This window comes from Nocardia coffeae, assembly GCF_019890715.1.
GTDB classification, from domain to species: Bacteria; Actinomycetota; Actinomycetes; order Mycobacteriales; family Mycobacteriaceae; genus Nocardia; species Nocardia jiangxiensis.
The window spans coordinates 74,155-86,244 of record NZ_JAINZY010000020.1; the positions used below are offsets into that span (position 1 = coordinate 74,155).

Consider the following 12,090-nt stretch of genomic DNA (forward strand, 5'->3'; position numbering starts at 1 on the left):
GCGCAGCGGGCCCGAACGAGAACAAGTACCGTATTTCGCCATGGAGCGTGTCGAGGTGGGGTTCCCTTCGGGAAACGAACAGTGTGCAGCGTGGCTCTACCGGCCCGATGGACCACCCAAACCGCGCCCGCTGGTCATCATGGGCCACGGGCTGGGGGCGAATCGGGAAATGGGGCTCGACCGATATGCGCGCCGGTTCACCGCGGCCGGAATGGGTTGCCTGGTCTTCGATTACCGCAACTTCGGGGCAAGCGGCGGCACCCCGCGCCAGCTGATCAGCATTCGCAAGCAGCGTGCGGACTGGCGTTCGGCGATCACCTACGCACGCACCATCAAGGGTTTCGACGCGACGCGAATTGCATTGTGGGGCAGCTCGTTCGGCGGCGGGCATGTGCTGTCGATCGCGCACGAGGACGATTACCTCGCCGCGGTGGTGGCCCAGTGCCCGTTCACCAGCGGCTGGTCCTCGGCGATGGCCAAGGGCCCGATCAGCCTCACCAGGACCGGCATCGTCGCCACGACCGACCTGCTGCTCGGCCCGATCGTGCGCAAGCCGATCAAGGTGCGGCTGGCCGGGCGCAAACGGTCCGCGGCATTGATGAGCGCCTCGGACGTGCCGGAGGGATTCGGCCGCCTGGCCGAGGAGAGCGAGCAGTACCAGCCGAAGGTCGCCGCCCGCTTCGGACTTCAGGTGCTGTTCGACTCACCGTGGCGGCGCACCAAGGGCATCAAGGTGCCCGTGCTGTATTCGCTGTGCGACAACGATTCCATCGCGCCGATCAAACCGACCCTCAAGGCCGCCGAGCGCACCAAGCACTCGATCGTCAAGCGATACCCGATCGGGCACTTCGACATCTACTTCGACGACTGGTTCGAGAAGGCCGTCTACGACCAGACCGACTTCCTGGTTTCGGTGCTGCGCCCCTGAACGCGCAGCCGGATTGCCTTCTCGGCGGCGAAATTCGATTGCCCGCCGCCGTGCCGAGGAGGACGATCACCGGATGACCGTGCGAGAGGTACCTCCGCAGGACTGGCAGACGGTCCGGACCGCGCGCCTGGCCGCGCTGGCCGGATCCGCACCGGGCACCTTCGCCACCCTGCTCGAGGAGGCGCAGGGGTGGGACGAGGAGCACTGGAAGCAGTGGTCCGCCCGCCGCACCATGTTCGTGGCCGAGTCGGGCACGGAGGTGATCGGTTGCGCGGGCGGCATCCGGGAACACGGTGTGCCGGTTCTGGTCTCGATGTTCGTGGAACCGGCCGCACGCGGGACCGGAGTCTCGCGTGCGCTGATCGAGGCGGTCGCCGACTGGGCGCGCGCCGACGGGCACGCCGAACTACGACTCTGGGTGCTCGACGGCAACACCCCGGCCGAGAAGCTCTATCGCAGAATGGGTTTCGCCTCTACCGGAGTTTCTCGCAGCACCGGGGTCCACGCGCCGGACACCGAATACGAGATGTCCCTCGCACTGCGCTGAGCTTCCCGCGCGGCAGCGGCGCGCGTATGATCGGTGACATCCGGTGGGCGAGTACGTCGTCCACCCCGACGATGGCCCCGGTGCGCCGACGAGCACCGTGTCGATGACATTGCTTCATGTGAATATCGTTGTCCCCCACGGGAAGGCATTTCCCGTTCGCCGATGAGCGCGGTGCGGGCGCGTACGCCCGCCGAGATCCACCGCCGGCGCCGCACCCGAGCGCACACCTGCTGGAATCACCTCGTCGTGGCCCCGCTGTGGCCCAAACACGGCGTCAACCTGGGCACTCTGCTGCGTACCTGTGATGCGGCCGGAGCCTGTCTGGCCGTACCGCGGTGGCCGTGGATTCCCGAGGCGCTCGAACGCGGAAACACCTTGCGGCACCGCACCTGTGTGCACTGGATCGACGGCCGCACCGACCGCTGGCTGGACCGGCAGCGGAGCGGCGGATCGGCGATCGTCGGGGTGGAACTCACCGACGAATCGATCCGCCTCGCGGATCTGCCCGTCGCGCGCGGACGCACCGTGATCGTCCTGGGCAACGAGGGCTCTGGCATTCCGCCCGAGGGCCTCGAACGCCTCGACGTGGCGGTGGAGATCCCGATGGTCGGCACCGGCCACAGCCTCAACGTCGCGGTCGCGGGCTCCCTGGTGCTCTACAAACTGGCCGGGCTGTGCTGATCAGAGATAGGACGTCTCGTTCACCAGGCGCACCGAGGAGCCGCCGTCGGGATAGAACTCGGCGATCGACAGCGAAGCCAGATCCAGATGCAGCCGGTACAGCAGCGACGGGCCCACGCCGAGGGCCAGTTGCAGCAGGGTCTTGATGGGCGTCACGTGACTGACCACGACGACGTTGCGGCCCGGATACAACCCCACCAGATCCGAACGCGCCGCCTCGATCCGCTCGCGCACCGCGGCGAAGCTCTCGCCGCCGGGCGGGGAGACCGTGGAATCGCCCAGCCAGCGCGCGTGCAGCTCCGGGTCGGCCTCGGCCGCCTCGGCGAACGTGAGTCCCTCCCAGTCGCCGAAATCGGTTTCGATGAGCCGATCCAGCACCCGCACCGGGACGTTCAGCGCGTCGCCGACCGCGCCCGCGGTCTCCTGCGCGCGACCCAGCGGAGAAGTCACGATCGCGGCGATATCACCTTTGGCCGCAAGGTATTTCGCCGCCCGCGCGGCCTGCTCGCGGCCCAGGGCGGTGAGCGGCGGATTCCCGCGGCCGGAATACCGGCGTTCCACCGACAGTTCGGTCTGACCGTGCCGCAACAGCAGCAGCCGGGTCGGACGGCCGCGCGCACCGGTCCAGCCGGGGGCGGTCTGGTCCGGCTTCTGTTGTGCCGCACGGGCGTCGGCGGCCTCGTCGATCCAGCTGGGTAGCGTGCGCTCCACACCGACTGCCGATTCCTGCTGTACTGCAGCGGTTTCCGAAGTCTGCGCCGAGCGAACCTCGTCGATCAGCGGCGCGTCGTCCATCGCCTCGTTGGCGAGCCGGTCGGCGTGGGAATTCTGCGCTCGCGGAATCCAGCTGAAATCGACCCGATCGAATTCCGTGACCAGCTGCCGCGCACGATCGTTGAGCGGAATCATGGCCGCGTGCTTGACCTTCCAGCGACCCGACATCTGCTCGACGACCAGTTTGGAGTCCATCCGCACGGCGACCTCGCGCGCGCCCAGCTCCGCCGCGGCCGCGAGTCCGGCGATCAGCCCGCGGTATTCGGCCACATTGTTGGTGGTGACCCCAAGCGACTCCTTGCGTTCGGCGAGCACGCGGGCATGGTCCGTATCCCAGACGACCGCACCGTATCCGGCCGGACCCGGATTGCCCCGCGAACCGCCGTCCGCTTCGACGATCACGCTATCGGTCACGGCCGCCTCACAACCCGGATTGCTTGGTGCGCACCATGATCGCGCCGCACTCCGGGCAGCGGACCACCGAATCCGGGGCCGCCTTCGCGATCCGCGCGATCTCACCGCGATCGAGTTCGATCCGGCACGCGCCGCACCGGCGAGCCTGCAACAGGGCCGCGCCCACACCGTGCTGAGCGCGCTGCTTGTCGTACACCGACAGCAGCTCCGCCGGGAACCGGGCCTGCAGCTGCTCGCGATCGCCCGCGCAGCGCTGTGCGGCGACCTCGAGATCGGCCAGCGCCTCGTCCCGATGACGCTGGGCTTCGGCGAGCTCCTCCTCGGCCTTGGTCAGATTCGCCCCGGTGTGCTCGTGATCGGCGACCGCGGCCTCGCGACGCTCCATCACCTCGAGCAGATCGTCTTCCAGCACCGAGCGGCGACGTTCCAGGCTGCCCAGCTCGTGCTGCAGCTCCGAGAGTTGCTTGGCCGCGACCGAGCCGCCCTCGAGCATGCCCCGATCGCGCTGCTCGCGTTTGCTGACGCCGTCGATCTCGGTCTCCAGCTTGCGGATGTCACGGTCGAGGTCGTCGAGCTGGATCTCGACCTTCACCGCCGCGTCCTTGCGAGAGGTGCGCTCACCCTCGAGCCGCTCGACCTCCTGCTGCTCCGGCAGCACCTTGCGCCGATGCGCGATACGCGTCAGCTCCGCATCGACCGCGGCGAGGTCGAGCAACTTGGCCTGGATCGTTGGTTCGACATTCAACGCGGGAGGTACTCCTCGACACTCTGGACCTATACGACAGCGCGCCGGACGGGCCGACGCCGAAGTTCTAACCGTACTCCGCACCCGGCAGCGCACACTCCAACCCCGCCGTTTTATCCGGTCCCGTACCCGGCAGCGGTCCCGCGCGCCGACGCCCGATGACGGCCTCGCGCCATCCGAGGCTCGAGGCCGCCTCCGGTGCGCTAGGAGATCTTGCGGCGGTAGGCAGCCATCGCGCCGAGATAGGCGACGACGAGGATGCCGAGACACCAGGCCAGCGCGGTCCAGACACCGGTGCCGACCGGCTGCTGCGCGAACAGATTGCGCAGGGTGTTCACGATCGAGGTCACCGGCTGGTGTTCGGCGAACGCCCGCACCGGTCCGGGCATCGTGTGCGTGGGCACGAACGCCGAACTCAGGAACGGCAGGAAGATCAGCGGATAGGAGAACGCGCTCGCACCGTCCGGGGTGCTCGCGGTCAGGCCGGGAATGATCGCGATCCAGGTCAGCGCGAGGGTGAACAGGATCAGGATGCCCGCCACCGCGAGCCACGCCGAAATGCCTGCGCTGGAACGGAATCCCATCAGCAACGCGACGGCCAGCACGACCGCCAGTGAGATCACGTTGGCCACGACCGAGGTCAGCACGTGCGCCCACAGCACCGACGAGCGGGCGATCGGCATGGATTGCAGACGCTCGAAGATGCCGTTGCTCTTGTCCTCGTAGAGCCGGAAGGCGGTGTAGGCGATGCCGGAGGCGACCGTCATGAGCAGAATGCCCGGCAGGAGGTATTTCACGTACGCGTGCGACCCCGAGGTGCCGGTATTGATCGCGCCGCCGAACACGTAGGTGAACAGCAGCAGGAATGCGATCGGCATGACGATGGTCGTGATGATGGTGTCCACGCTGCGGGTGATGTGGCGTAGCGACCGGCCCAGCAGCACGACGGTATCGCCGAAGAAATGCTTGTTCATCGAAATTCCCCGTCCGTCACGCGACGCCGCGCTGATCGCCGTCACCGGTGATCGCGAAGAAGATGTCCTCCAGGGTCGGCTGCTTCTCGACGTATTCGACCTTCGTCGGCGGGTGCAGCGCCTGGAGTTCGGCAAGGGTGCCGTTCACGATGATCCGGCCCTCGTGCAGGATCGCGATCCGGTCGGCGAGGTGTTCGGCCTCGTCGAGATACTGCGTGGTGAGCAGCACCGTGGTGCCGCGCGCGGCGAGTTCGGAAACCGCGTGCCACACCTCGATGCGCGCCTGCGGGTCCAGGCCGGTCGTCGGCTCGTCGAGGAAGATGACCGGCGGCTCGCCGATCAGGCTCATCGCGATGTCCAGGCGTCGGCGCATACCACCGGAATAGGTCGACACCTTGCGCGCTCCGGCCTCGGTCAACGAGAAGCGTTGCAGCAGATCGTCGGCGGTCCGGCCCGGGTTCGGCACATGCCGCAGGCGCGCGACCAATACGAGATTCTCACGGCCGCTGAGTATTTCATCGACGGCGGCGAATTGTCCGGTGAGACTGATGGATTCGCGCACCTGTGCCGGTTGCGCGGCGACGTCGAACCCGTCCACCTCGGCCGCCCCGGCGTCGGCCTTCAGCAGGGTGGCCAGGATTCTGATGATCGTGGTCTTGCCCGCACCGTTGGAACCCAGCAGTGCGAAGATGCTGCCCCGCGCCACCTCGAAATCGACGCCGCGCAACACGTCCAGTTGTTTGTAGGATTTCTCCAGCCCCCGCACGCGAATCGCCGGAACCTGATCTTTCGTCATCGGAAAGTCCCTTTCATCCTTCTTTTCCGACGTCTTCTCCGGCTGCGCGCGCAATGGCTTTGTTCAGCCGCTCGCGTTCGCGCTTGATCCAGGATTCGTCCTGATAATTACGCGCGAAGGTATCGATGAACTCCACCGGATCGTCCCCGACGATCTCGCGGATCGGCGTACGATCCGCCGCGCTCTGTTCGAACAGGTCGATCAGGTCCTCGAACATGGCGACACTCCCGCCCGACGCGTACATCAGGTAGCGCTGAAATGCCTCGATCGCGGTGTCGTAGGGCTCGGGGAGCTGTTTGGCGCGGGAGCGGTACTGCCGCCACCGCCGCTTCTCGCCGAGGTCACCGACCACCGTGGAGAGCAACTTTCCCGGCAATTTCGAATCGGACATGATCATTCTTCTCCTTCTGCACGAAGCTGTTCCAGCCGTTCCGAGAGGAAATCCCAGGTCCGCCAGAACTCGTCGAGATATTCGCGTCCCTGCGCGTTGAGTGAATACACCTTGCGCGGCGGCCCCTTTTCCGACGGAACCTTCTCCACATCGACCAGGCCGCGTTTCTCCACCCGCACGAGCAGCGCGTACACGGTGCCCTCGGCGATATCGGCGAAGCCCTGTTCCCGCAGCCATGCGGTGATCTCGTAGCCGTATGCGGTCCGCACGGCCAAGATCGCGAGGACGATGCCTTCCAATGTGCCCTTGAGCATTTCCGTGATCTGCTTGCCCACGGATCACCTCCTCGTATCCAGTGGCGGTACTCAGTTCTACTGAGTACCAGTAGATAGTAACACTGAATAGCGGTGGGACAAGTCCCTACCGCGGCACTCGGCGCGAGTTGGCGAGCAGGCCGTTCGGGTGAGTCGAATCAGTTGTCCGCCAGATGATGTGCGCCATCACCGGGCATGCGCGTCGGGCAGGTGCGTGAGCGCGAGAGACTTCGGCGGAACGCCCAGGACAGCTCAGCCGTCGAGCGAGCCGAGAGTCCAGGGATCGGTGCGGACGGCGCTGACGCGGGTTTCCAGGCCGGGCAGTGCGGTACGCACGATGCGTTCGGCCTGAGCGCACCAGGGGTATTCGGTGGCCCAGTGCGCGGCGTCGACGAGTGCGGGGCCGCCGGCGCGCAGATGTTCGTCGGCGGGGTGGTGGCGCAGATCGGCGGTGACATAGGCATCCACGCCGAGACGGGATACCTTGGCCAGGAAGGAATCTCCCGCGCCGCCGCAGACCGCGACCGAGGCGATGCGTCGCTCGGGATCACCCGCCGCGCGCACGCCCCAGGCGGTGGCGGGCAGCGCCGCGCGGACGCGAGCGGTGAACTCCCGCAAGGTTTCCGGCTCCGGGAGCTCACCCACGCGGCCCAGCCCCAGACCGGTGGGCAGGCTCGCCCGCTCGGTGACGAAATAGGCGGGCTCCTCGTACGGATGCGCCTGTCGCAGCGCGGCGAGCAGGGCCGCACGGGCCGACGGCGGCGCGACGACCTCGAGCCGGTCCTCGGCGACCTGTTCCAGTTCACCGACCGCGCCGAGTGCCGGATTCGCGCCCGCGACCGGCCGGAACTGCCCGATACCCGGTACCTGCCAACAGCATTCGCGATAGTTGCCCACGCCGCCCGCACCTGCCGCGAACAATGCGTCCAGCACCGCGGCGGAGTGTTCACGCGGGACGTTGATCGTCCATTCATCCAGGGCCGCAGTGGGTTTGGGATCGAGCGGCCCACTCACCCGCAGCCCCAGCGCGTCCGCCAGCGCATCGGAGACGCCCGGCGCGGCGGAATCGGCATTCGTGTGTGCGGTGAACAGCGCGCACCCGGCCCGAATCAGCCGGTGCAGCAGCGCACCCTTCGGCGTGCTCGCGGCCACGGTGTCCACCCCGCGCAGCAGCAGCGGATGGTGCACCACCAAAGCCTGTGCGCCCCAAGCGATCGCCTCGTCCACCACTGCCTCGGTCGCGTCCACGGCGAACAGCACCCGGGCCAGGTCCTCCCCCGGATCACCGCACACCAGCCCCACCGAATCCCACGATTCGGCCAGCCGCGGCGGATACGCCTCGTCCAGCACCCCCACGAGCTCACTCACCTGTGCCACCCTGGAACCTCCTCCACTGCGATCATCCCGCCGCGCTCTCGGCCGTCATCCGTCGCGACCCCATTCCGGTACCCCGCGCGAGAGGCGGGCCGAATTCGAGCGGCGCTCATATACCGACCTCGCGCAGCGCCGCGACCAAGCGGTCGACCTCGGCCTCCGGGCGGACCGCGAGACGCAGATGACCTGGTCCCAGCCCCGGAAAGGTGTCACCACGCCGGACCGCGACGCCCACACCGGCGAGACGTTTACGAAGCAGTTCGGCATCGGGCACCCGGATCAGCAGGAACGGGCCGCGCGCGGGTTCGTGGACCTCGATGCCGAGCGCGCGCAGTCGCGGGATCATCGCGGCACGGTGGGCGGCGATATGCTCCGCACGAACCTGCGATTCGGCGACCGCGGCCGGATCACCCGTTGCCGCAATGGCTTCCAGCTGCAGGGTGCTCAGCGGCCAGTGCGCACGACCGTGCCGTACCCGCGCCAGCAGATCCGGCGGTCCCAGGAAATATCCACACCGCAGGCCCGCCAGCGCCCAGGTCTTGGTGAGGCTGCGCAGCACCAGGACATCCGGGAACGATTGGGCAGCAAGCGATTCCGGCTCACCTGGGATCGCGTCGGCGAACGCCTCGTCGACCACGACCACCCGTCCGGGCCGCCGCAGCGCACGGATCGTCTCGGCGGGATGCAGCACCGAGGTCGGATTGGTCGGGTTGCCCAGCACCACCAGATCGGCAGCCTCGGGCACCAGCGCGGGATCGAGGGCGTAGGGCTCGCCCAGCACGACCCGGGTCACCGCCACCCCGGCCTCGCGCAACGCCAATTCGGGTTCGGTGAAGGACGGATGGATCACCGCGGCCAGGCGCGGCGCCAGACGCGGCAGCATCGCGAACCCCTCGGCCGCCCCCGCGAGCAACAGCACCTCGTCCGGAGTCCGCCCGTGCCGCGCCGCGACGATCTTGCGCGCCGCCAGATCCTCGGCCTCCCCCGGATATCTGCCCAAGGAGTCCAGCCGCGCCGCGAGCCGCTCACGCAACCACGCAGGCGGCCCCGCGCCCTGGACGTTCACCGCGAAATCCAGCATCCCGGGCCGCACGTCCACGTCGCCGTGATGGCGCAACTTGGCCGCGTCCACCTCCCCGGTCCCGGCGTCGGACGGCAGAGCCCGAACCGCCGCGGGCCCGGTGACGGGCCTCGACGGCGGTTCCGGTTCACGATCTGCCGTGACGTCCTCGGGCACAGCAATACACCCTACGTGGCCGCCCCCGCGCCGAATCGACCCAACGGCGGGGGTGCTGGATCCGGACGGATCACGCGCCCTGTTCGGCGACCATCGTGAGCGCGATATCGACGATCATGTCCTCCTGACCACCGACGAGCCGCCGACGACCGGCCTCCATGAGCAGGGTGCGCACGTCGATCCCGTAGCGCTCGCTCGCGGCCTCGGCGTGCCGCAGGAAGCTGGAGTAGACACCGGCGTAACCGAGGGTCAGCGTCTCCCGGTCGACCCGGACGGGGCGATCCTGGAGCGGGCGCACGAGATCGTCCGCGGCGTCCTGGAGGGCGAACACATCACAGCCGTGCTTCCACTCCAGCAGATCCGCCACGGCGATGAACGCCTCGATCGGGGTGTTGCCCGCACCCGCGCCGTGCCCGGCGAGCGAGGCGTCCACGCGGAACGCTCCGTTCTCCACGGCGACAACGGAATTGGCGACCGACAGCGACAGGTTCTCGTGCGCGTGGATACCGATCTCGGTGGTCTCGTCGAGAATGTCGCGGTAGGCGCTGATCCGGTCGCGCACGCCGTTCATGGTGAGCCGGCCACCCGAGTCGGTGACGTAAACGCAGTGCGCCCCATAACTTTCCATCAACTTCGCCTGCGCGGCGAGGTCGGCGGCCGGTGCCATGTGACTCATCATCAGGAAGCCGGAGACGTCCATGCCGATCTCCCGGGCCGTCGCGATGTGCTGCGCCGAGACGTCCGCCTCGGTGCAGTGCGTCGCGACGCGGACCGACCGGACGCCCAGATCGTAAGCGCGCCGGAGATCTTCGACCGTGCCGACGCCGGGCAGCAGCAGTGTGGTCAGGCGCGCGCGGCTCAGGTTCGCCGCGGCCGCCTCGATCCACGTCCAGTCGCTGTGCGAGCCGGGACCGTAGTTGACCGAACCACCCGCGAGCCCGTCCCCGTGGGCGACCTCGATGGCATCGACGCCGGCGGCGTCCAGCGCGGCCACGATCCGCCCGACGTTCTCGGGCGTGATCCGGTGCCGGATCGCGTGCATGCCGTCACGCAGCGTGACGTCCTGAACGAACAGTGTGGTCATCGCGCGTTCTCCTGCTCCTGGGCGTTCTGGGCGATCCGCTCGCCGACCTGCAGCGCGGCCGAGGTCATGATGTCGAGATTTCCGGCGTAGGCGGGCAGGTAGTGCGCGGCGCCCTCGACCTCGAGGAATACCGACACCCGATGCGTCGGGACCGGGTCCGCGCCGTCGGCCAGCAGCGTGTGCACCGGCTGATCGGCGGGGATCGGATCGATCTGGACCTGCTGCTTGAGCCGATAACCGGGCACGTACGCGGCCACGTCGCCGACCATCTTCGCGACCGAGGCGCGGATCTGTTCGTGTGTGTCCGCATCGGCGGCATCGACGAGGCAGAACACGGTGTCGCGCATGATCAGCGGCGGTTCGGCCGGGTTCAGGATGATCACCGCTTTACCGCGCGCGGCCCCGCCCACGGCCTGGATCGCGTGGGAGGTGGTCTCGGTGAATTCGTCGATGTTGGCGCGCGTGCCCGGCCCGGCGGACTTCGAGGCGATCGAGGCGACGATCTCGGCGTAGGCCACCGGCACGACCCGCGCGACCGCCGCGACGATGGGGATCGTCGCCTGTCCGCCGCAGGTCACCATGTTCACATTCGGTGCGTCGAGGTGATCGGCGAAGTTGACCGCCGGGACGACGAAGGGTCCGATCGCCGCGGGCGTCAGGTCGATCAACCGCTTGCCCAGCGGCGCCAGGCGAGCGTGGTTGACCTGATGCGCCTTGGCCGAGGTGGCGTCGAACACGATCTCGATCTCGTCGAAGCCCGGCATCGCCACCAGTCCCTCGACGCCCTCGTGGGTGGTCGGCACGTCCATCCCGGCCGCGCGCGCGAGCCCGTCGGAGTCCGGGTCGATGCCCACCATGGCCGCCATCTCGAGATGACGGGAATGGCGCATGACCTTGATCATCAGGTCGGTGCCGATATTGCCGGACCCGATGATCGCCACCTTGGTACGGGCGTTGTTCTCACTCATCGGATGACCTCCTGGTTGCTGAAGGACGCGGACAGACTGCCGAGTCCGCCGATGACGACCTCGACGACCGAGCCCGGACCCACCGAACGCATCGGACCGAGGGCGCCCGACAGGATCACCTGTCCGGCGCGCAGCGGGTCACCGAATTCGCGGGCCCGCAGCGCCAGCCACGACAGGGCGTTGAGCGGATCTCCCAGGCACGCCGCCCCGGTGCCGGTCGAGACCTCGGCACCGTCGATCCGCATGGACATGGTCACCTCGACGGGCTCGAACTGCGCGAGTGTGCGGCGCTCGGCGCCGAGCACGAAGACGCCGCTGGAGGCGTTGTCGGCCACCGTGTCCGCGAAGGAGATGTCCCAGTTGGTGATCCGGCTGTCCACGACTTCCAGGGCCGCGACCGCGTAATCGACCGCCGCCCGGCATTGCGCCACGTCCAGCGGGCCCTCGGCGAGGTCCTCGCTCAGCACGAAGGCGACCTCGGCCTCGGCCCGCGGCTGCAACAACCGGCCCGTCTCGATGACGTCGCCGTCGGCGTAGGCCATATCGGCGAACAGGACACCGAAGTCGGGCTGGCGCACACCCAACTGGGTCTGCACGGCTTCGGACGTCGCGCCGATCTTGCGGCCCACCACGACGTTGCCCCCGACGCGCAGGCTGTTGAAGTGTTCCTGGATCCGGTAGGCAGTGGCGACGTCGTCGGGGCCGATCAGATCTCGAATCGGTGCGCAGGGGTTGCCGGTGGCGGCGGCAGCGGCCAGGCGTTGCGCCGCCGCGGCGACGGTCGACTCGTCGACGGTCTCGGCGCGGCTGTCCGTGGTGGCGGACATGCCCACCTCCTTCCTTTCTCGGGTATTTCTCTTCGA

At 68.3% G+C, this 12,090-nt stretch carries 14 protein-coding genes; 3 read left to right on the plus strand and 11 right to left on the minus strand.

Translation table 11 applies throughout. From position 1 onward, the window contains the following. The first annotated feature begins 40 nt into the window (after positions 1-40). The 3 genes from K7711_RS42335 to K7711_RS42345 all read left to right on the plus strand — a co-directional run bounded on the left by K7711_RS42335 (position 41) and on the right by K7711_RS42345 (position 2,156). The gene (locus K7711_RS42335) at positions 41-928 is read left to right on the plus strand and encodes an alpha/beta hydrolase (RefSeq protein WP_222977909.1); all 888 of its coding nucleotides are present in this window, start codon (positions 41-43) and stop codon (positions 926-928) included. Positions 929-1,001: 73 nt separating this feature from the next. Further along, positions 1,002-1,475: a GNAT family N-acetyltransferase gene (locus K7711_RS42340; RefSeq protein ID WP_235748657.1), complete on the plus strand. Its 474-nt coding sequence runs from the start codon at positions 1,002-1,004 to the stop codon at positions 1,473-1,475. A gap of 162 nt (positions 1,476-1,637) precedes the next feature. Beyond that, complete coding sequence (locus tag K7711_RS42345; protein ID WP_222977913.1) at positions 1,638-2,156, plus strand: TrmH family RNA methyltransferase; 519 nt, start codon at positions 1,638-1,640, stop codon at positions 2,154-2,156. On the opposite strand, the gene K7711_RS42350 is transcribed toward K7711_RS42345, so the two are convergent. From K7711_RS42350 to K7711_RS42400, 11 genes are all read right to left on the minus strand, one after another. Then, positions 2,157-3,344 (minus strand): bifunctional RNase H/acid phosphatase, encoded by a 1,188-nt coding sequence (locus K7711_RS42350; RefSeq protein WP_222977921.1) that lies wholly within the window; start codon positions 3,342-3,344, stop codon positions 2,157-2,159. Between the two features lie 7 nt (positions 3,345-3,351). Next, positions 3,352-4,089, minus strand: a complete 738-nt coding sequence (locus K7711_RS42355; protein WP_222977923.1) for a zinc ribbon domain-containing protein — start codon at positions 4,087-4,089, stop codon at positions 3,352-3,354. 203 nt (positions 4,090-4,292) lie between these two features. After that, on the minus strand, positions 4,293-5,063 hold the full coding sequence (locus K7711_RS42360; RefSeq protein ID WP_222977925.1) for an ABC transporter permease: 771 nt from the start codon (positions 5,061-5,063) through the stop codon (positions 4,293-4,295). 16 nt (positions 5,064-5,079) lie between these two features. Beyond that, complete coding sequence (locus tag K7711_RS42365; RefSeq protein ID WP_222977929.1) at positions 5,080-5,859, minus strand: ABC transporter ATP-binding protein; 780 nt, start codon at positions 5,857-5,859, stop codon at positions 5,080-5,082. A gap of 13 nt (positions 5,860-5,872) precedes the next feature. Then, entirely contained in the window at positions 5,873-6,250 is a 378-nt protein-coding gene (locus K7711_RS42370) for a DUF1048 domain-containing protein (RefSeq protein WP_222977931.1), read from the minus strand. A gap of 2 nt (positions 6,251-6,252) precedes the next feature. Further along, positions 6,253-6,585 (minus strand): PadR family transcriptional regulator, encoded by a 333-nt coding sequence (locus K7711_RS42375; RefSeq protein WP_040820937.1) that lies wholly within the window; start codon positions 6,583-6,585, stop codon positions 6,253-6,255. Between the two features lie 231 nt (positions 6,586-6,816). Then, positions 6,817-7,941, minus strand: coding sequence for a Nif3-like dinuclear metal center hexameric protein (locus K7711_RS42380; RefSeq protein WP_222977936.1), 1,125 nt, complete (start codon positions 7,939-7,941; stop codon positions 6,817-6,819). A 106-nt stretch (positions 7,942-8,047) separates the two neighbouring features. Then, positions 8,048-9,097, minus strand: a complete 1,050-nt coding sequence (cobC, locus tag K7711_RS42385) for an Rv2231c family histidinol phosphate aminotransferase CobC (RefSeq protein ID WP_222978059.1) — start codon at positions 9,095-9,097, stop codon at positions 8,048-8,050. Between the two features lie 148 nt (positions 9,098-9,245). Continuing rightward, positions 9,246-10,259: a 4-hydroxy-2-oxovalerate aldolase gene (gene dmpG, locus K7711_RS42390; RefSeq protein WP_040820934.1), complete on the minus strand. Its 1,014-nt coding sequence runs from the start codon at positions 10,257-10,259 to the stop codon at positions 9,246-9,248. Further along, entirely contained in the window at positions 10,256-11,227 is a 972-nt protein-coding gene (locus K7711_RS42395) for an acetaldehyde dehydrogenase (acetylating) (RefSeq protein ID WP_222977938.1), read from the minus strand. The genes dmpG and K7711_RS42395 overlap by 4 nt, the downstream gene beginning before the upstream one ends. Next, on the minus strand, positions 11,224-12,054 hold the full coding sequence (locus tag K7711_RS42400) for a 2-keto-4-pentenoate hydratase (RefSeq protein ID WP_222977947.1): 831 nt from the start codon (positions 12,052-12,054) through the stop codon (positions 11,224-11,226). Before K7711_RS42400 ends, K7711_RS42395 begins: the two co-directional genes overlap by 4 nt. Positions 12,055-12,090: the final 36 nt, after the last annotated feature.